The sequence below is a fragment of the Streptomyces sp. M41(2017) genome (assembly GCF_002078175.1).
Lineage (GTDB): Bacteria > Actinomycetota > Actinomycetes > Streptomycetales > Streptomycetaceae > Streptomyces.
This window is the reverse complement of the sequence record NZ_MWFK01000001.1, coordinates 4,739,178-4,757,551: the sequence shown is the minus strand read 5'-3', so window position 1 is coordinate 4,757,551 and position 18,374 is coordinate 4,739,178. Positions and strand designations below refer to the sequence as shown.

Sequence of the window (18,374 nt, the reverse complement as noted above, 5' to 3'; positions counted from 1 at the left end):
GGCGGGTCAGCGCCCCGGGCGTCCCGTCGCGTGCTGCGCGGCGAGGCGCACCGGGGCGTTCTGCGCTCCGTAGCCGCGGTATCCGCCGTCGCGCTGCACGAGTTCGAAGAAGACGCGGCCGATCGTCTCCGTGTAGCAGTGCCTGAACTCCCCGTGGGCGTCGCGGTCGTAGAGGATGCCGAGGTCGCGCAGGACGGCGAGTTCCTCCGCGTCGAGGTCGTGCCGGGCGGCCAGGTCGTCGTGGTAGTTGGCGGGGATGGGCAGCAGTCGGCCGCCGGCCGCGCGGAACCGCCGGGCGGCCTCCGCCACGTCGTCGGTGGCGAGCGCGATGTGCTGGATACGGGCTCCGTCGTCCGTGGGAGCGGGGCCGACACCGAGGGCGATCCGGACGCTCCCGTCGGCGTTGGTGACGGCGCGGCTGCGGTGCAGCCCGTAGGGGTCGGCGACGTCCACGCTCTCCTGGCCGGTCAGGCCGAGCACACTGCGGTGGAACAGCGCGGCCTCGTCGAACTGGTGCCAGGGCTGGGTGAGCGCGAGGTGGTCGATCCGGTCCACGGAGCCACGGCCGGCCGGACGCGCGACCGGTACGCCGGCGTCGACCGGCTCGAAGTCGTCCGTCCACCGGCGGGGTTCGGGACCGGCGGAGGCCGCCCGCGGGCCGGACGGGGCCGGGGACCCGGTGGGGGCGCAGAAGAAGACCTCCGTTCCGTCGGGCGCCGCCACGGCGTCGAGCGCGGCGTCGTCGAGAGCCCGGCGGCGCGGCAGCACCGGCGCGAGGAGTGCCTCGGCGCGACGGGCCGCGGCGGCCGGGTCGGGCGACTCCAGGCCGATCGCGGTGAGGGCCGTGCCCTCTCGCGAGGCGGCCGGACCGGTGTTGACCAGGACACGGGCCCCGCCCTGCTGCCACAGGTCCACGGGCTTGCCCCGGTGCCGGGCGGTGCGGGTGAAGCCGAGCGCGCCGAGGAGGCCGGCGACGGGGACGACGTCGGGGGTGACGAGTTCAGCGAAGGCGACACCGGTCGGCACGACGGGGGCGGGCGGCGCGGCGAGGGCCACCCCGTCGGGGAGGGCCCGCCGTGTCCGTTCCTGGAGGACGAGGAGGGAACGCCGGGCGTCGACGGCGGTCGGCCCCGCCGCGGCCTGCCGGAACACGTCGTTGAACACCTCCAGCGACAACGGCCCCCGGTATCCGGCGCGCAGGACGTGCGCCAGCAGACCGGAGAGGTCGAAGCCGCCCTGCCCGGGGAAGCAGCGGTAGTGGCGGCTCCACTGGAGGACGTCCATGGCCATCAGCGGGGCGTCGGCCAGTTGCAGGAAGAAGATCCGGTCCCCGGGGATGTCCTCGATCCCCTTGGGATCGGAGCCGCGCGCCAGGATGTGGAAACTGTCCAGACAGGTGCCGAGGGCCGGATGACCGGCGGTCTCGACGACGGTCCAGGCATGGTCGTACGTGTTCACGTGCCGCCCCCAGGCGAGCGCCTCGTAGGCCACCCGGATGCCGAAGTCCTCGGCGAGGCGGGCCAGTCGGTGCAGTTGTTCCGCCGCGAGCGCGTCGTCGTCGACGGCGAGGGGCGAGACGCTGGAGCACACGAGCACGGTGTCGGCGCCGAGACGTCGCATGAGAGCGAACTTGTGGCGCGCCCGGCGCAGCGAGCGCGCGAACTCCGCCTCCGGAAGGGCCTCGACGTCACGCATCGGCTGGTACAGGTCGATGGTCAGACCGAGGTCGGCGGTGCGGTCCCGGATCTCCTCGGGGGTGAGGGGGCTCGCGAGCAGGTCGTTCTCGAAGATCTCCACACCGTCGAAACCCGCGCGGGCGGCCGCGGTGAGCTTCTCGGTCAGCGAACCGCTGAGGGACACGGTGGCGATGGACGTGCGCACGCTGCTTCCTTCCGTAGCCGGGGCAGTCGGGGTGACGGGGGCCGTCGAGGTGGCCGGGGACCGGCCGGAGCGGTCGGAGCGGTCGGGACCATCGCGATGCGGTCCGCCGTCACGCGTTCTCCGCCGCGGGCACCGGGGAGCCCGCCGGTTCGGCGATGTCCGCGAGCATCCGGGCCGGGTCGGGCTCCCGTCCGGTGAAGAGCCGGAAGGCGTCCGCGGCCTGGAAGGCGGCCATGCCGCCTCCGTCGAGGACCGCGCACCCGGCGGCGCTGGCGGCCCGCACCAGCTCGGTCTCCAGCGGCCGGTAGACCACCTCCGCCACCCACAGCCCGGGACGCAACAACCGTTCCGGGAAGGGGAGTCCGGGGTGCGCGGCCATACCGGTGGGCGTGGCGTGCACGACGCCGTCGGCACGGGCGAGCAGCGGGGCGAGCGCGTCCGGTGCCGCGGCGGCGGCCCGGCCGGTGCCGAAGTGCCGGCGCAGGGCGGCGGCGAGCCGGGCGGCGCGGTCGGGCAGCGCGTCGACGACGGTGACGTGACCCGCGCCGAGGGTGAGCACCGCGTGCGCGACGGCGGCCCCCGCGCCGCCCGCGCCCAGCTGGACGACCCGTTCCAGGGACACGTCGGGCAGGCCGCGGGCGAAGGACGCCGCGAAGCCGGTGACGTCCGTGTTGTGGCCGAACGCCCGGCCGTCCTCGAAGACCACGGTGTTGACCGCGCCGAGGGCCGCCGCCTGCGGGGTGAGGTCGTCGAGGTGGCCGATGACGAGCTGCTTGCAGGGGTGCGTGATGTTCAGCCCGTCGAAGCCGACGTCGCGTGCCGCGCGGACGAGATCGCCGACCGCCTCGGGGGCGACGCCGAGCCTGTCGAGGTCGATCAGCCGGTACAGACAGCGCAGTCCCTGCCGGTTGGCCTCGCGTTCGTGCAGCACCGGGCTGAGCGAGGGACCGATCCCCGAGCCGATCAGGCCGACGAGGTACGAGGTCTGGGACACGGCGGGCCTCCGGTGGCGAGGACGAGTGACGAGTGACGCGTGACGAGTGATGGCAGGCTTAATGTACGAACTGGTTCGTTAGTCATATCAAGGCGTCCGTCCGATGGGAAGGGAGGCGGCGGGAGGGGACCGCGCGCGCCCGCTCCGTCGCACCCTGCTTCTAGAATCGCGGGCACCGACCGTCTCGCCCGAAGGAACCCGATGACCAGCGTCGAAGAACCGGCACGACCCGGCGGCCGCATCCGCGACGCCGCCCGCACCCGGGCCGAGATCCTCGACGTGGCGACCCAGGAGTTCTCCCGCGCCGGCTTCGCGGGCGCCCGGGTCGACGAGATCGCCGCCCGCACCAGCACCACGAAGCGGATGATCTACTACTACTTCGGCGGCAAGGAACAGCTCTTCACGGCGGTCCTGGAGCGGGCGTACACGGTCATCCGGCAGGCCGAACAGAAGCTGGACGTCGAGCATCTCGACCCGGTCGCGGCCATCCGCAGACTCGCCGAGCTGACCTTCGACCACCACGAGGCGCACCCCGACTTCATCCGCCTGGTGAGCATCGAGAACATCCACGAGGCCGAACACATCGTCGCCTCCGACGAGTTGGGCAGCATCGGCTCGCCCGCACTCGACGTGATCGGCCGGATCCTGGCGACCGGCCGCGCGTCGGGGCTGTTCACGGCGGACGTCGACGCCGTGGACCTGCACGCGATGATCAGTTCCTTCTGCTTCTTCCGGGTCTCCAACCGCCATACGTTCGGCGCCCTGTTCGGCCGCGACCTGGTCGCCCCCGACCAGCGGGACCGCTACCGGGCGATGCTCGGCGACATGGTCATCGCCTACCTCACCGCGGACCGCGCGACCGGCTGAACGGCCCGCCGGGCGCGGGGAGATCCTTCGGCACGACCCCTTGACACCCGGGAGACGTGGGCGCAGCATCCGTAGCCAGTCGGTACTAACTATCCAGTGGGTTAATTAGCCGGAACAGCAGGCGCCACACGACCTCTCCCGGCACGGCCGACCCGTACACCCCCAGGGTCCCGGCACCACTCCCCTGGCACCGCCGCACTCCCGTCCCCGGAGTTCCCCGAAGGAGCAGCCGTGTCCGATCCCGCCACCCCGCTCACCGCGCCACCGGGCCAGCCGAAGAAGGCCGCGACGGCCGCCTGGATCGGCAGCGCCCTGGAGTACTACGACTTCTTCATCTACGGCAGCGCCGCGGCCCTGATCTTCCCGAAGGTCTTCTTCGACGACTCGGACCCGGCGGACGCGACCCTCCTCTCGCTCGCCACCTTCGGGGTCGCCTACGCGGCCCGGCCCGTCGGCGCGCTGTTCCTCGGCCACTTCGGGGACCGCGTCGGCCGCAAGAAGATCATGGTCTTCACGCTGATCCTGATGGGGCTCTCGACGTTCCTGATCGGCTGCCTGCCGACGCGCGACCAGGTCGGCGGCCTCGCTCCGGTGCTGCTCGTCCTGTGCCGCGTCCTCCAGGGGATCTCAGCGGCCGGCGAGCAGGCCAGCGCCAACTCGATGACGCTGGAACACGCGCCGCCGGGCCGGCGCGGCTTCTTCACCAGCTTCACCCTCAGCGGTACCCAGGGCGGCCAGCTCCTGGCGACCCTCGTCTTCCTGCCGATCGCCGCGCTGCCCGAGGACCAGTTGCTCTCGTGGGGCTGGCGCGTCCCCTTCTGGGCGAGCGTCGCGGTCGCCGTGGTCGGCTATGTCATCCGCCGCACGCTCCAGGAGACCCCGGCCTTCACACGGCAGGCCACGACGGAGGGCGTCGTGAAGCTGCCGCTCGGCGTGCTCTTCCGCGACCACTGGGCGGACGTGCTGCGGGTGGTCGCCGGTGCGCTGATCGCGTCGGTCAGCACGATCTTCACCGTGTGGGCACTGGCCTACGGAACCAGTGACGCCGTCGGCCTGTCCCGGACACAGATGCTGTGGGTGGGCGCGCTGGCCAACGTGGTCGCGCTCGGCGCGATTCCCGCCTGGGCCACGCTCTCGGACCGCATCGGCCGCCGTCCGGTGTACCTGATCGGCGCCGCCGGCAGCGCCGTCCTGATGACCGCCTACCTGTGGGCGATCTCCACCGGCTCGTACGCCCTGGTCATGCTCTTCGGCATCCTCGCGTTCGGCGTCGTCTACAGCGCGGCGAACGGTGTCTGGCCGTCGTTCTACGGCGAGATGTTCTCCACCCGGGTCCGGCTGTCCGGCATGGCCGTCGGCACACAGATCGGCTTCGCGGTCGCCGGGTTCGCCGTCACGTTCGCGGCGCGGATCGCGGGTCCGGACGGCGACGACTGGTCGGCGGTGGCCCTGTTCACCGCGGCCCTGTGCGTCCCGCCGGTGATCGCCGTGCTCACCGCCCGCGAGACGCACGAGGTGCCGACCGAGCAGCTCGGCGAGCGGCCGCGGGACGAGGCGGTCCGGCGGACCACGGTCGCCGCCTGATCCGACGGCCCCGGCCGTGCGGCCACGTTCACCGGCCCTTCACAGCGGGGCACTTGAGGCAGCATCAGGTATTGACCGACGATCAGGGCACCCGCGACGCACTGGTCTGCGGCACCCTTGAGAGGGGCTCCGCGCACCCCGGCCGGGTTCAGGGGCGGCCGGTGTGCGCGGAGTGCCCGTCGCGGGCGGGAACAGCGGGGCCGCACACCACCGATCCCGCCTGCCCCCGGGGAGGTCCGGTGACCGGGCGTCAGGGGGCCGCTCCCCCGCGTGCCGCGTCGAGCAGGGGCCCCAGTTCGCGGGTCACGGCGGTCAGGGCGCGTACGTCGCGTTCGGCCCGGGCGATGAGCAGCGCGCCCTCCAGCGCGCTGATCATCACGGTGGCGAGCGGTTCGGCGCGTTCGCCGGGGACGCCCATCCCGGCGAGGGCCTCGGCGACCGGACGGGTCCAGCGGGCGAAGGCGGCGGCAGCGGCGGCCCTGGTCGCGTCGGCGGACTCGGCGCAGTCGACGGTGGCCGCCGCGACCGGACAGCCCGAGACGAAGCCCGTCGCCCGGAGTTCCTCGGTCCACTGCCCCACCATCGCCGCGAACAGCCCGGCGGGCGTCGGCTCCGGCAGCGCGGCGAGGAAGCGGGCGACCCGGTTGCCCGCGTAGCGGCCGGCCCAGTCCACGGCCTCGTTGACCAACTGCTCCTTGCCGCCGGGGAAGTAGTGCTGGAGCGAGCCCCGGGGTGCCCCCGCGTGCTCGGCCACGTCCCGCATCCCCGTCGCGGTCACCCCGTCGCGGCGGACGAGCTGCGCCGCGCTGAACACCATGCGCTCGCGCGGCCCGCGTTCGGGTTGCGCCATCACCGACCTCCCGTGCCGACCGACCTGTCGCACCCTATCCACTATGACGGCTGTCATGAAGCCGTCTACTATGACCGCTGTCATAGGCGGTGGTGGAGGCGAGGGCCCGCGGGGCGGGCCCGTGCTCCGGCCGGAGAGGCGGTTCCTGGTGTTCGTCGGTTTCATCGGCCTCGGCGTGATGGGCACGCCGATGGCGCTCAACCTGGTGCGTGCGGGTGTCCCCCTCGTCGTGTGGAACCGCACGGCCTCCCGGGCCGAACCGCTGCGTGCCGAGGGGGCACAGGTGGCGGCCGGTCCGGCCGAGGTCTTCGAGCGGGCGGCCACGGTCCTTCTCGTGCTGGCCGACGAGGACGCCGTCGACGCGGTCCTCGGCCGCGGTACGAGCGGGTTCGCGACCCGTGTCGCCGGACGCACCGTGGTCCACATGGGCACGACGTCACCGGAGTACTCGCGCGGCCTCGACGCCGACATCCGCGCCGCCGGCGGGCGGTACGCCGAGGCCCCGGTCTCGGGCTCGCGCGTTCCGGCCGAGGCGGGGCGGCTGGTGGCGATGCTCGCCGGCGACCCGCTGACGGTCGAGGCCGTACGCCCCCTGCTCGCACCCCTGTGCCAGGAGACGTTCCCGTGCGGGGCGGTGCCGAACGCCCTGCTGATGAAGCTGTCGGTGAACCTGTTCCTGATCACCCTGGTGACCGGTCTGACCGAGGCGTTCCACTTCGCGGACCGACAGGGCCTGGACCGGGGCCTGTTCCTCGACGTCCTGGACGCGGGCCCGATGGCCAGCGGCGTCTCCCGGATGAAGGCCCCGAAGCTGCTGGCCGGGGACTTCGGGGTGCAGGCCGCCGTCCAGGACGTCCTGAAGAACAACGAGTTGATCGCGCGGGCGGCCCGGCTCACCGGCCTGGCGTCGCCCCTGCTGGACGCCTGTCACGCCCTCTTCACGGAGACCGTGGCGCTCGGTCACGGGGACCTGGACATGGTCGCGGTGCTGCGGGCGATCGAGCACCGCACGGAAGCGGTGCCGGCGCGGGGCGACGCCGCGCGGTCAGCGGGCGGGGATTCCGTAGGCCCGCTCGACGTGCAGGCGTAGCACCAGGCGGCGGTCGCGGACCATGGCCGCGCGATAGTCGTCCCAGTCGGAGTGTTCGCCGAGGACGTCACGGTAGAGGCGGATCAGCTCCTCGACCGTCTCGTCGTCCGGTTCGGCGGCGACGGGCGTCAGTTCGGCGGTGCCCTCGACCACGGTGTACGCCCAGCGGTCGTCGCTGGTCACGTGGTACGAGGCCCGGGGGTCCCGGCGGAGGTTGCGCGTCTTGGCCCGGTCGTCGGTGAGGGAGACACGGACGATCCCCTCGTCGGGGTAGTAGACGTGGCTGACGTTGGACAGCTGGGGCCGGCCGTCCTTCTTGAGCGTGACGAGCACGCCGCCCTTGTACGCGGAGAGCAGTTCGAGCAGCTCGTCCTGCGCCCCGTCCCGTTTCTCTTCAGCAGTCATGTCCGTGGCAACGCCCGGCGCCGGACGTCCCATTCCGCCCATGGACCCGCATCACCCGTCCGGCCGTTCCCCGATCGCGTGCGCCATGACCGGTAGACACTGTCTACGGACTTCTGGTAGACAGTGTCTATGAGTGATCCGGAGACCGGCGGACTGAGGGCGCGCCTGATCGACGTGGGCGTCGACCTGGTGACGGCGGAGGGCGCGCAGGCGCTGACCCTGCGGGAGATCGCCCGCAGGGCGGGGGTCTCGCACGGCGCCCCGCGCCGCTACTTCCCGACCCACCTGGAACTGCTGTCCGCCATCGCGCAGCGCGGGTTCGGCGAACTCCAGGCGCGGGCTGCGGCGGTGGACGACGGCTCGGCGAACCCGCGGTCCCGGCTCACCGCGCTCGCCACGGTCTACCTGGACTTCGCCCTGTCCCGGCGCGGCATGTACGAGCTGATGTTCCGTCACGACCTCCTGGAGAGCAACCGGTTGGGACTCCGGGAGACGAGCCTTCCGCTGTTCGGGGTGCTCGTCGACCTCGTCGGCCGGGTACGCCCCGAGGCCGACGCCCCCACCGTCGCGGGCGCCCTGTGGGCGAACCTGCACGGCATCGCCCAGTTGTGGGGGTGGGGCAGTCTCCAACTCAGCACCGGAGCAGCCGAGTTCGCACCCCTGCTGCGGGCGGCGCTCGACGCGCACCTCGGACCGGAGGAGCGGTGAGCACGATCCGCTCCCTGAAGGGGGCCCACCGTACGGCGACCCCGGCGACGCACCGCCGGGTCACCCTGGCGAGCAGTGTCGTCGGTGCCGTGATCGTCGCGCTCGACGGCACGGTCCTCACCGTCGCGCAGCCCACGCTCCAGCGCGATCTGCACGCCTCGTTCGCCCGGGTCCAGTGGACCAGCACCGGGTACCTCATCGCGGTGGCCGGGCTGTTGGTGTTCGCGGGACGGCTCGGGGACCGCCACGGCCATCAACGGGTCTTCGGCCTGGGCGTTCTGGGCTTCGGCGTGGCGTCGGCGGGGATCGGCCTCGCTCCCGGACTCGGCTGGGTGATCGCCCTCCGGGTGGCGCAGGGCGTCTTCGGGGCGCTGCTGCAGCCGGCCACCCTCGGGATGCTGCGCACCGCGTTTCCGGCCGACCGGCTCGCGATGCCCATCGCGCTGCGGACCAGCGCCATCGGTGTCGCCGCGGCCTCCGGTCCCCTCCTCGGCGGCGCGCTGGTCAGCCAGTTCGGATGGCGGGCCGTCTTCACCCTCAACGTCCTTCCCGCGCTGGTGCTCGGCGTGCTGGCGCTCACGGTCCGGCCGCCCGCCGCCACGGAGACGGGCGGGGCGGTGACCTCGGTTCCGGAGGCGGGTGGGAGTGCGGAGGGGACAACAGGTGCGGGTGCGGGTGCGGGTGCGAAGACCGGCGGTCCGGCCGCTTCCGGCCCCCTCGACATGCCGGGGGCCGGCCTTCTCACAGTGGCGCTGGTCGCGCTGGTCCACACCCTGGTCGGGATCCCGGACTCCGGCTGGACGGCGGCGACCGCGTTCGGACTGACCGTGACGGCTCTCGCAGGTGCCGCGTTCGTACGCCGGGAACGGCGTGCCCCGAGCCCACTGGTCCCGATCGACGTACTCGGCTCGGCGACCGTGGCGGCCGCGCTCGGCATCCTGGTCGTCGCGTCCGCCGCCATGTTCGGCACCCTGTTCACCGCCAGCTCCTTCCTCCAGCGAACCCTGGGGCTCGATCCGCTGGAGACCGGCGTACGGGCCCTGCCGGGCGGCGTCATGATGGTGCTCGGTGCCCCCGTCGCCGCCGTCCTCCTGCGCAGGTTCGGCGCCCGCGCGACCACACTGTCCGGAACACTCCTTCTCACCTGCGGTGTCCTGCTCCTGTCCCGGCTCGACACGGCGTCGACCGCCGTCGACGTCGGGGCGGGCTTCCTGCTGCTGGGCACCGGGTTCGCCACCGTGATGGTCACCGCGACCGCGGTCGTCGTCCGGCAGGCGTCCGCGGGATCGGCCGGTGTGGCGGGCGGTCTGCAGCAGACGGCGATGAACATCGGCCCCGTCCTCGGCATCGCCGCCGCGGCGACGCTGTTGACCGTGACCCCCGGCTCCGTCGGCCTCCCCCTCGTCACGCTGGCGGCGATCTGCACGGCGGGCACCCTGCTCGCGCTGCGGCTTCCTGGGCACAAGAACACCGTGAGCACCGCTCGCCGAAGCCCGGACGACGCGGCTCCGGCGCGTACGGGACCATGAACGAGACAGGCGCAGCCCGGAGGAGAGCCATGGGACATCTGCGACAGGAAGTCGAACCGGGATCGGTCGGCCTCGACACCAAGGCGCTGGCCCGACTCGACCAGCACTTCACCCACATGGTCGACGACGGCCACCTGCCCGGCTATCTGGTCTGCGTCTCCCGGCACGGGAGGGTCGCCCACCTCACCACCTATGGACGGCGTGACCGCGAGGCCGGACTCCCGGTGGAGACCGACACGCTGTGGCGGATGTACTCCATGACCAAGCCGGTGACCTCCGTCGCCGCGCTGACGCTGGTCGAGGAGGGACGTCTCGGGCTCGACGACCGGCTGTCCGACCATCTCCCGGCCTTCGCCGAACCACGGGTCCACGTCAGCGGTTCGGGGTCCGGGACGGTCACACGGGCCGCCGAACAGCCCATCCTGATCCGGCACCTGCTCACCCACACCGCCGGTCTGACCTTCGGCTTCTACCACGCGCACCCCGTCGACGCGCTGTACCGGGACGCCGGTGTGGAGTCCTCCGTGGCACCGGGCGCCGACCTGGCCCGGACCTGCGAGGTGTACGCGGGGCTGCCCCTGCAGTTCGAGCCCGGCACCCGATGGAACTACTCCGTCGCCACGAACGTCCTCGGCCGCGTCATCGAGGTGGTGTCCGGCCAGGACCTCGACACCTTCCTCCACGAGCGGATCTTCCGGCCGCTGGGCATGACGGACGCCGGCTTCCACGTATCACCCGAACAGGAGCCCCGGCTGGCCGAGTTGTACGGGGAGGACGGGGAGGGCGGCATCCGGCCCGTCGCCGGACTGCCGCTGCGCGGCCGGCCCCGCTTCCTCTCCGGCAGCGGCGGGATGGTCGCGAGCGCCCACGACTACCACCGCTTCGCCGAGATGCTCCGCCGGCGCGGCGAGCTCGACGGGGTCCGGCTGCTGCGCCCCGGGACCGTGGACATGATGACGGCCAACCACCTTCCGGGCAACGCCGACCGCCGCACCGTCGGCACCCCCTCCCACCAGGAGCCGGGCAACGCGGGCCTCGGCTTCGGCCTCGGCGTCTCGGTCGTGGTGGACCCGGAACTGACCCGGTCGCCCTCCAGCGAGGGCGCGTTCGGCTGGAGCGGCGTCGCCACCACCACCTTCTGGGTCGACCCGCGCAACGACCTCACGGTGCAGTTCCTCAGCCAGCTGCGCCCGACCGCCTCCCACTCGGTCTACCCCGAGCTCAAGCGTCTGGTGCACGAGGCGCTCCAGGGCTGACCGCGGGCGACGTCAACCGGGCTGCCGGGCCGCCCGGTTGACGCGGTACACGTCCCGTACGCACAGGTTGACCACCGTGGTCGCCACGATGACCCCCGCGCACACGAGGAGGACGTCCCGGTCGGACCAGGTGCCCGCGGCGAGGGCCGCGAGCAGATAGCCGAGCGGGATCGCGAGGCGCTCGCCGACGCTGTTGAAGGAGCCTGCCCGCCCCAACTCCTGCTCAGGTATGTGCAGTTGGAAGGCGGTCGTCCAGGCGACGATGGCGACGTCCAGGCCGATGCCGGCGAGCAGGGCCGCGACCAGTACGGCGGGCAGCGGCAGTCCGAGCCCCATCGCGGTCAACGGCAGGAAGAGCAGCGAGGCGGTGCTCACGGCGACGACGAGCAGCCGGTACGGCTTCCACCACAGGCAGACCAGCGCGCCCGCCAACAGACCGAGTGCGAAGGCCCCTTGCACGAGTCCCCAGGAGCCGGCGCCGGAGTACAGCTCCGCCGCGAGAAGGGGCCCGAGCATCTGGAAGCCGGCCAGCCAGGCGGCGACCACGATCATGCCGGCCACGGTGTACGTCCACAGCCAGGTCCGCGAGCGGAATCCGGCCCAGCCCGCGCGCAGATCACTCAGAGCGCTGTGCACGGTCACGGGTTTCTCCAGGCGCAGCCCGTGCAGCAGCAGCGCCGCGATCAGGAACGTGAGGGCGTCCCAGGCCAGTGCCCATCCGGGTCCGCAGAGCGCGACGACGAGCCCGCCCGCCACCGGGCCCAGCACCCGTACCGCGTTGCTCGGCAGTCTGACCAGCGCGTTGGCCTGCTGCAGGTGCTCGGCCGCGACCAGCTGGTTCACCACGCCCTGTCCGGCGGGCACGGTGAACGCCATGGCGACGCCCGAGAGGAATCCGCAGGCGGCGATCGAGGGGGTCGAGGCCGCGCCGCTCAGCACGACGACGGCGAGGGCGCCTTGGGCGGCGGCCGCGACGACGTTGCCCGCCACCAGGATCCGGCTGCGGGACATCCGGTCCGCGAGGACCCCGCCGGCGAGCAGGAAGGCGACGGTGGGCACCGTGTTCGTGGCGAGCACCAGGCCGAGCGAGCCGGCCCCGCCGCCCTCCCCGATCACCGCGTAGGCGAGGGCGAGCGGCGCCATCGCCGTCCCCGTCGCCGAGATCAGGTTGGCGAGGACGAACCGGCGGAAGGCGGCGCTGCGCAGCGGCGTCGTCCCGGTCGTCCGCGGGCGCGCCGCGGTCCTCATCGTCCTCCCTCACCGAAGGCGCCGGGTCACGGCCCGACTCCCTCGATCGACTCCCCGTGCCGGGCGATCATACGAGGTCGGCCGAGGGACGCGAGGGCGGGTGGCGGGTGGCGGACCGGGGCGCGCGGCCTGTGGGGCGCGCCGTCTGTCAGGCCTCCGGCTCCGCCGCCGCGGCGGCGCGCACCACCGCCCATGCCGCCGCGGCGTCCTGGATCCCGAGGCCCGTGCTGTTGTGGAAGACGATGTCCTCGGGGGCGGTACGGCCGGCGTGGCGGCCGGTGAGGACGGCGCCGAGCGGGACCAGGTCGCCGACGGTCAGGCGCCCCTCGCGCAGGGCGTCCACCACCGGTCCGGCGTGTTCGGCCGCCGTCGCCGGATCGTCGACGACGACCGCCGCGGCCCGGCGGAGCACCTCCGCGTCGACCTCGCTGCGGCCGGGTTCGAAGGAACCGACACTGACGACCGTGCAGCCGGGGGTCAGCCAGTCGCCGCGGACGACCGGGGTGGCGCTGAGGGTGCAGGCGGCGACCATCGGCAGGCCCGCGACGGCCTCCTCGGCCGAGCCGACCGCCTCGACCGGCACCCAGAGTTCGGCGGTGAGGCGGGCCGCCGCCCCGGTGCGGCGGCCGGGATCCGGGCTCCACAGGCGTACGGACCGCAGTTCGCGCACCCGGGCGACGGCCCGTGCGTGGGCCAGGGCCTGGGTTCCGGAGCCGATGAGGCCCAGTTCCGCGCTGTCGGGGCGGGCCAGGACGTCGAAGGCGACGGCACTGGCCGCGGCGGTGCGCAGCGTCGTCACCGCCGTGCCGTCCAGGACGGCGACGACCTGCCCGGTGTCCGGGTCGAGCACGGTGACCACCGCGTGGACGGTGGGCAGCCCGGCCGCCGCGTTGGCCGGGTTGACGCTGCCGATCTTGGCGACCGCCCCGGTGTCCGCGGACAGCCGCGCCAGGTAGGCGAAGACCACGCTGTCGTCGAAGCGGCTGGGATGCATGATCTTGCCGGGCAGTTCCGCGGTGCCGTCACCGAGCGCGGTGAAGGCCGCGCGCTGCGAGGCGATCGCCGCGTCGGTGTCCAGCAGTGCGGTCACCCGCTCGCGCGAGAGGAACAGCGGTCCGGGGGCGTCGTGTGTCATTCCTCAGTGATGACCGTTTTCGCCGACCCGCAAAAGATCGCCTTCGCCCATTCGTCGCCGTCGAGGTGCGGCAGGTAGTGGTCGAGGCGCTCCCGCTTGGTGAGCAGGTAGGTGAGGTTGTCCTCGCACGGCGGAATCAGCAGCGGCACCTGCTCGGCGACCCTGATGCCGTGCCGCACCAGCGACTCACGCTTGCGCGGGTTGTTGGACAGCAGCCGCACGGACCGTACGCCGAGGTCGTGCAGCATCTGCGCCGCCACCCCGTAGTCGCGGGCGTCCACCGGCAGGCCGAGGGCGAGGTTGGCCTCCACGGTGTCGAGTCCCTCCGACTGGAGCTTCATCGCCTTCAGCTTGGCGAGCAGGCCGATGCCCCGGCCCTCGTGGCCCCGCAGGTAGACGAGGACTCCGCGGCCCTCGGCGACGATCGCCCGCAGCGCGGCGGCGAGTTGGGGCCCGCACTCGCAGTGCTGCGATCCGAACGCGTCACCGGTCAGGCATTCCGAATGCAGCCGGGTGAGCACGTCCCCTTCGCGTACGGCTTCCAAGTCGCCGTAGACGAGGACGACTTGTTCCTCGCCCCGGTCGTGGTCGAGGTAGCCGACGGCCTGGAAATCGCCGTATTCGGTGGGCAGGGGGGCAATCACGACTCGTTCGACACCTGTGAGGTGGGCATTCCCGCCGAGTACGCCAAAGTTATCTGTCATGATCTGGTTCCTAAGCAGAGTCGAAAGGGCCGTGAAAACATGAGTGGTTCGGGAACGCGCTCGACGGTGTCGGGTGTACTGCCGCTGGACACCACGGAGGATGTCCGCGCACGGGGGGCCGGTGTCCCCCGTCAGGTCGCCGTTCTTCCCGTCGGCAGTCTCGAACAGCACGGGGCTCATTTGCCGTTGACGACGGACACGCTCGTCGCGTGCGCCGTGGCGCGGGAGATCGCGGCCTCCTACCCGGTGCAGCTCCTTCCCCCGGTGACGATCTCCTGCTCGCACGAGCACGCCGCCTGGCCGGGCACGGTGAGCATCTCCGCGGTCACCCTGTACGCGGTGGTCCGTGACATCGCCGCGTCGTTGCGGCGCTCGGGCGTCGACACCCTGGTGGTGGTCAACGGCCACGGCGGGAATTACGTGCTGGGGAATGTCGTGCAGGAATCCGCGGGCACCGGGACGCGTATGGCGCTTTTCCCCGCCGCGGAGGACTGGGAGGGCGCCTGCGAACAGGCGGGTGTGCAGACGTCGTTGCTCAGCGACATGCACGCGGGAGAAATCGAGACGTCCATTCTCCTGCATGCCCATCCGGAATGCGTCAAAGACGGTTATGAGGCCTCCGATTTCGTCGCCGACGACCGTCGGCATCTGCTCACGCTCGGCATGTCGGCCTATACCGAGTCCGGGGTCATCGGCCGTCCGTCGATGGCGTCCGCCGAGAAGGGCAGGGCGCTCCTGGCCGGGCTGGCCGAGGCCTTCGGCGCGTACTTCGCTCTGGTGACGTCCGAGTCGCTGCACTGATCACGCCCTTCCGCGTTCTCCTCGTGGGGGCGCCGCAGCGCGGCTCCCCACCGGACGACCAGGACCACGGCGCCGGGCAGGCTCGCCGCGAAGCTCAGCACGCCGTAGATCACGGCGACGGTGAGGCCCGTGCCGGCACCGAGTCCGGCGGCACCGAACGCCCAGGCGGTGACGCCCTCGCGGGGGCCCCAGCCGCCGATGTTCAGGGGCAGCCCCATGGCGAGCAGGGCCAGCAGGGCGAGCGGCAGCAGGCGGGTGACGGACGCGTCGGAGCCGGCCGCCCGGGCCGCCAGTACGAACATCGCGAGGTGTCCGGCGAGCACCAGGACGGACGACAGTGTCACGCCGGGCCAGCTGCGCCGGGCCAGCAGGGCACCGCGCGCCTCGGTGAGAGCGGCGCGGACGGAGCCGTACCGGGTGGCGGACGCCGGGGCCCGGCCCTTGCGGACGGCGCCCACGGTCACCACGCCGCACACCGAGACGACGGCGAGCAGCAAGGCGGACTCCCGGGACTGGGTGAGCACCGGAGAGGGCTGGGTGAGCAGCACCACCGCGCCGACGGCGATCAACACGGCCTGTCCGGCGGTGCGTTCGATGACCACCGCGCGGACGCCCCGGCCGATGTCGCCGGCGCTCTGTCCGTGCCGTACGGCCCGGTGCACGTCGCCGAGGACGCCGCCGGGCAGTGCGGCGTTCAGGAACAGCGCGCGGTAGTAGTCCGCGACGGCCGCGCCGAGGGGGAGCCGGATGCGCAGTTCGCGCGCGACGAGGCACCACCGCCAGGCGCTGAACGCCGTGGTGAGCAGTCCGATCCCGATCGCCGCCAAGAGCGTCGTCCCGTCGATCCGTCGCAGTCCGTCGAGGAACACCCCTGTACCCAGTCGCCAGAGCAGCACACCGAGGATGAGGACACCGGCGACCGTGCCGAGGTGCTTGCGCATCCGGCGGACGACACCTCGGCCGCGCGGTCCGGCGCCGGGATCGGCGGCCTCGTCCGCGGGCCCGTCGCCGGGAATCGGCCCGGGGGCGCTCACCGGTGCCGCGGTGCCCGCCGACGCGGAGGCGGCGTCGGACACGGTCGTGCGGGCCGGACCGCCGACACCGCCGGCCGGGTTCGCCGCCTCGCCGTTCAGGCCAACCGCGCCCACGGGGACGGGAGGTGCCGGTACGGCGGGCCCGGTCGCGGTCATCGTCTCCAGGCCGGCACTCACGCCGCACCCCTGGTGCCCCCGGGCAGTGCCAGGACGTCGCTGTGGTGCACGAGCACGCTCAACTCCCCTGCGGCGCACGCCTCCAGGCGGGCGCTCAGGTAGGACGCGGCGCGTTCCGCGAGGTCGGGACGCTGCTCGACGGCCGCGCCGACCCAGCCGCGCAGCCACTCCGCGGTCAGTTCGGCCCGGTCGGGGCCGAGCCGCCAGGGGCTCGGATGCGCGCGCACCGTAGCGCCGTACCGGCCGAAGGCCTCGCAGGCGGCCGTGACGGCCTCGGGGCCGAGCCTCTCGCCGCGCCGCTGGTGGGCGTTGAACGCCTCGCCGATCTCGGCGTCCAGCGGGTCGGCCGGGGACAGTTCGACGCGGCCGACGACGGACAGGGTCAGCAGGGCGGGCACGCCTGCGCCGGCGCAGGCCGCCGCGAGCCGGTCGATCTCCTCGCCGGTGAGCACGTCGAGCAGCGCCGAGGCGGTCACCAGGGATGCTCCGGCGAGGGCGTCGGCGGTCAGCCGGCCGATGTCGCCCCGCTGGGTGGTGACGCCGACGTGGCTGCCGTCGGCCGCCGCGCGGGGCGCCCCCACGGTGGCGAAGTGCAGCAGGTAGGGGTCCCGGTCGTGCAGGATCCAGTGCTGGGCGCCGTCGAGCCGGGGGGCCAGCCAGCGGCCCATGGAGCCGGTGCCGCAGCCCAGGTCGTGGATCACCAGGTCGCCGCCGCGCACCGGCCGGTTGGCCAGCCGGACGCGCAGCGGGTCGAGCAGGTCGGCCGCGCGGGCGGCGGCGTCGGCGGGTTCCCGCAGCCGGAGCCATTGGGGTGCGTAGCGCGGCACCTCGTCGGCGTCGGACTCGGTCCCTCGCCGACCGGGCACGCCCGTCCTCACCTTCTGCTCGGGCTCCTCGGGTGTGCCGGAGTCCGGCCCTCCCGTGGACGTCGTCGGGGCACTCATGCGGCCCTCCGGGGTGCGTCGGGCAGCCGGCCGAGCACTCCGGCCAGGCTGCGCGCGGTGGTCGCCCAGCCGTCGAGCGCGGCACGGCGTCCGCGGGCGGCTGCCTTCAGCCGGCGGCGCACGTCGGCCTCGCCGAACCAGCCGCGCAGTTCGGCCGCGAGCGCCCCCGGGTCCTCCGGCGGCACGAGGATGCCGGGCACCCCGCCGTCGGGTGCGCGGCCGACCGCCTCGGGAAGCCCGCCGACGTCGGTGGCGAGCACCGGAATGCCGCGCGCCAGCGCCTCGGTGACGGCCATGCCGTACGTCTCGGCGTACGAGGTGAGGACCATGAGGTCGGCGGCGGCGTAACTGGCGTCGAGTTCGGGTCCGGCCTGCGGGCCCGCCAGGTGGAGACGGTCGCCGAGGCCGTACTGGGCGATGAGGGACCGCAGGTGGGCGACGTAGGCCGGGTCCTGGGCGAGTCCGCCGACGCAGACGCAGCTCCAGGGCAGGTCGGTGACGGTCGCCAGGGCTTCGACGAGCCGGTGCTGGCCCTTGCGGGGCGTGACCGCGGCGACGCACAGCAGCCGGGAGACACCGTCCGTGCCGGAGGCGAGCGGCGCGATGTCGGCGCCGGGGGCGGCGACGTGGACGCGGTCGGGGGCGAGGCCGTGGTGGGCGACGAGCCGGCGGACGGCCCATTCGCTGGTGGCGACGACGGCCGACACGGCTCGCAGGGTCGTGCGTTCCCGGGCGTCCAGGTCGGCGGCGACGGCGGGCGGGAGCCCGGTCTCGTCGCCGAGCGGCAGGTGCACCAGGACGACCAGGCGCAGCCGGTCGGCCTCGGGGACGACGATCTCCGGGACCCCGCAGGCGACGAGACCGTCGAGGAGGACGACCGTGCCGTCGGGCAGGTCGGCGAGGGTGCGGGAGAGTTCCGTGCGGGCCGCGACGCCGGGTTGCGGCCATTCGCCGGGGACGGCGTGCCGGTGGACCTGCCAGCCGAAGCCGGGCAGGTCCAGGCAGAGGCGCCGGTCGTAGGCGTTGCCGCCGCTCGGCGCCGCCGGGTCGTCGACACCGCCGGGCATGACGAAGTGCACGGAGCGCAGGGACATGGGGATGATCTCGGCGTTCTTCAGAGCCGTGTGCTGCACGGGCACGTAGTTCAGGGCGCCGTCGGGGCCCTGC

16 protein-coding genes and 1 pseudogene are annotated in these 18,374 nt (G+C 73.4%); 7 read left to right on the top strand and 10 right to left on the bottom strand.

What is annotated here, in order from left to right; genetic code table 11:
- Positions 1 to 6 precede the first annotated feature (6 nt).
- Both B0675_RS20745 and B0675_RS20740 read right to left on the bottom strand, forming a co-directional pair.
- The gene (locus B0675_RS20745) at positions 7 to 1,881 is read right to left on the bottom strand and encodes a sugar phosphate isomerase/epimerase and 4-hydroxyphenylpyruvate domain-containing protein (protein ID WP_081220305.1); all 1,875 of its coding nucleotides are present in this window, start codon (positions 1,879 to 1,881) and stop codon (positions 7 to 9) included.
- Between the two features lie 109 nt (positions 1,882 to 1,990).
- Positions 1,991 to 2,875: a shikimate dehydrogenase gene (locus B0675_RS20740; RefSeq protein WP_081220304.1), complete on the bottom strand. Its 885-nt coding sequence runs from the start codon at positions 2,873 to 2,875 to the stop codon at positions 1,991 to 1,993.
- A gap of 201 nt (positions 2,876 to 3,076) precedes the next feature.
- Here B0675_RS20740 and B0675_RS20735 point away from each other — a divergent pair, with 201 nt between their 5' ends.
- Both B0675_RS20735 and B0675_RS20730 read left to right on the top strand, forming a co-directional pair.
- Entirely contained in the window at positions 3,077 to 3,742 is a 666-nt protein-coding gene (locus B0675_RS20735; RefSeq protein WP_081220303.1) for a TetR family transcriptional regulator, read from the top strand.
- 231 nt (positions 3,743 to 3,973) lie between these two features.
- Complete coding sequence (locus B0675_RS20730; protein WP_081220302.1) at positions 3,974 to 5,326, top strand: MFS transporter; 1,353 nt, start codon at positions 3,974 to 3,976, stop codon at positions 5,324 to 5,326.
- 250 nt (positions 5,327 to 5,576) lie between these two features.
- Here B0675_RS20730 and B0675_RS20725 read toward each other — a convergent pair whose 3' ends face one another.
- Positions 5,577 to 6,176, bottom strand: coding sequence for a TetR/AcrR family transcriptional regulator (locus B0675_RS20725; protein ID WP_081220301.1), 600 nt, complete (start codon positions 6,174 to 6,176; stop codon positions 5,577 to 5,579).
- 148 nt (positions 6,177 to 6,324) lie between these two features.
- On the opposite strand from B0675_RS20725, the gene B0675_RS20720 reads away from it, so the two are divergent.
- Positions 6,325 to 7,266, top strand: a complete 942-nt coding sequence (locus B0675_RS20720; protein WP_081221913.1) for an NAD(P)-dependent oxidoreductase — start codon at positions 6,325 to 6,327, stop codon at positions 7,264 to 7,266.
- Here B0675_RS20720 and B0675_RS20715 read toward each other — a convergent pair.
- Positions 7,222 to 7,671, bottom strand: coding sequence for a PPOX class F420-dependent oxidoreductase (locus B0675_RS20715; RefSeq protein WP_081220300.1), 450 nt, complete (start codon positions 7,669 to 7,671; stop codon positions 7,222 to 7,224). The two genes, B0675_RS20720 and B0675_RS20715, sit on opposite strands and share 45 nt — an antisense overlap.
- A gap of 129 nt (positions 7,672 to 7,800) precedes the next feature.
- Here B0675_RS20715 and B0675_RS20710 point away from each other — a divergent pair, with 129 nt between their 5' ends.
- The 3 genes from B0675_RS20710 to B0675_RS20700 are packed head-to-tail and all read left to right on the top strand — an operon-like array spanning position 7,801 to position 11,164.
- The gene (locus B0675_RS20710) at positions 7,801 to 8,379 is read left to right on the top strand and encodes a TetR/AcrR family transcriptional regulator (RefSeq protein WP_081220299.1); all 579 of its coding nucleotides are present in this window, start codon (positions 7,801 to 7,803) and stop codon (positions 8,377 to 8,379) included.
- A 5-nt stretch (positions 8,380 to 8,384) separates the two neighbouring features.
- A complete protein-coding gene (locus tag B0675_RS20705) occupies positions 8,385 to 9,908 on the top strand; it encodes an MFS transporter (RefSeq protein WP_107482820.1) in 1,524 nt (507 codons plus the stop codon).
- Between the two features lie 29 nt (positions 9,909 to 9,937).
- Positions 9,938 to 11,164: a serine hydrolase domain-containing protein gene (locus B0675_RS20700; protein ID WP_081220298.1), complete on the top strand. Its 1,227-nt coding sequence runs from the start codon at positions 9,938 to 9,940 to the stop codon at positions 11,162 to 11,164.
- Between the two features lie 12 nt (positions 11,165 to 11,176).
- On the opposite strand, the gene B0675_RS20695 is transcribed toward B0675_RS20700, so the two are convergent.
- The 3 genes from B0675_RS20695 to ribA form a co-directional block, all read right to left on the bottom strand.
- A complete protein-coding gene (locus B0675_RS20695; protein WP_081220297.1) occupies positions 11,177 to 12,412 on the bottom strand; it encodes an MFS transporter in 1,236 nt (411 codons plus the stop codon).
- A gap of 148 nt (positions 12,413 to 12,560) precedes the next feature.
- Entirely contained in the window at positions 12,561 to 13,547 is a 987-nt protein-coding gene (locus B0675_RS20690) for an ornithine cyclodeaminase family protein (RefSeq protein WP_081220296.1), read from the bottom strand.
- Positions 13,544 to 14,251 (bottom strand): GTP cyclohydrolase II, encoded by a 708-nt coding sequence (ribA, locus tag B0675_RS20685; protein WP_081220295.1) that lies wholly within the window; start codon positions 14,249 to 14,251, stop codon positions 13,544 to 13,546. The genes B0675_RS20690 and ribA overlap by 4 nt, the downstream gene beginning before the upstream one ends.
- Positions 14,252 to 14,290: 39 nt before the next feature.
- On the opposite strand from ribA, the gene B0675_RS20680 reads away from it, so the two are divergent.
- Complete coding sequence (locus tag B0675_RS20680) at positions 14,291 to 15,052, top strand: creatininase family protein (protein ID WP_107482690.1); 762 nt, start codon at positions 14,291 to 14,293, stop codon at positions 15,050 to 15,052.
- Between the two features lie 137 nt (positions 15,053 to 15,189).
- Here the strand turns inward: B0675_RS20680 and B0675_RS42580 are convergent.
- The 3 genes and pseudogenes from B0675_RS42580 to B0675_RS20665 form a co-directional block, all read right to left on the bottom strand.
- Positions 15,190 to 15,993 (bottom strand): annotated as a pseudogene (locus tag B0675_RS42580) (lysylphosphatidylglycerol synthase transmembrane domain-containing protein); the annotation flags it as partial.
- Positions 15,994 to 16,259: 266 nt separating this feature from the next.
- Positions 16,260 to 17,207 carry a class I SAM-dependent methyltransferase gene (locus B0675_RS20670; protein ID WP_081220292.1) on the bottom strand — a complete coding sequence of 316 codons (948 nt, stop codon included), beginning with the start codon at positions 17,205 to 17,207 and terminating at the stop codon, positions 16,260 to 16,262.
- Positions 17,204 to 18,355, bottom strand: a complete 1,152-nt coding sequence (locus B0675_RS20665; protein ID WP_241539968.1) for a glycosyltransferase family 4 protein — start codon at positions 18,353 to 18,355, stop codon at positions 17,204 to 17,206. The genes B0675_RS20670 and B0675_RS20665 overlap by 4 nt, the downstream gene beginning before the upstream one ends.
- Between the last annotated feature and the right edge of the window lie 19 nt (positions 18,356 to 18,374).

Excerpts from the sequence above, each read along its gene's own strand:
- B0675_RS20725 (WP_081220301.1), bottom strand. The coding sequence starts at position 6,176 with ATGGCGCAACCCGAACGCGGGCCGCGCGAGCGCATGGTGTTCAGCGCG.
- B0675_RS20695 (WP_081220297.1), bottom strand. The coding sequence starts at position 12,412 with ATGAGGACCGCGGCGCGCCCGCGGACGACCGGGACGACGCCGCTGCGC.
- B0675_RS20715 (WP_081220300.1), bottom strand. The coding sequence starts at position 7,671 with ATGACTGCTGAAGAGAAACGGGACGGGGCGCAGGACGAGCTGCTCGAA.
- B0675_RS20690 (WP_081220296.1), bottom strand. The coding sequence starts at position 13,547 with ATGACACACGACGCCCCCGGACCGCTGTTCCTCTCGCGCGAGCGGGTG.
- B0675_RS20700 (WP_081220298.1), top strand. The coding sequence starts at position 9,938 with ATGGGACATCTGCGACAGGAAGTCGAACCGGGATCGGTCGGCCTCGAC.
- B0675_RS20680 (WP_107482690.1), top strand. The coding sequence starts at position 14,291 with ATGAGTGGTTCGGGAACGCGCTCGACGGTGTCGGGTGTACTGCCGCTG.
- B0675_RS20710 (WP_081220299.1), top strand. The coding sequence starts at position 7,801 with ATGAGTGATCCGGAGACCGGCGGACTGAGGGCGCGCCTGATCGACGTG.
- B0675_RS20735 (WP_081220303.1), top strand. The coding sequence starts at position 3,077 with ATGACCAGCGTCGAAGAACCGGCACGACCCGGCGGCCGCATCCGCGAC.
- ribA (WP_081220295.1), bottom strand. The coding sequence starts at position 14,251 with ATGACAGATAACTTTGGCGTACTCGGCGGGAATGCCCACCTCACAGGT.
- B0675_RS20670 (WP_081220292.1), bottom strand. The coding sequence starts at position 17,207 with ATGAGTGCCCCGACGACGTCCACGGGAGGGCCGGACTCCGGCACACCC.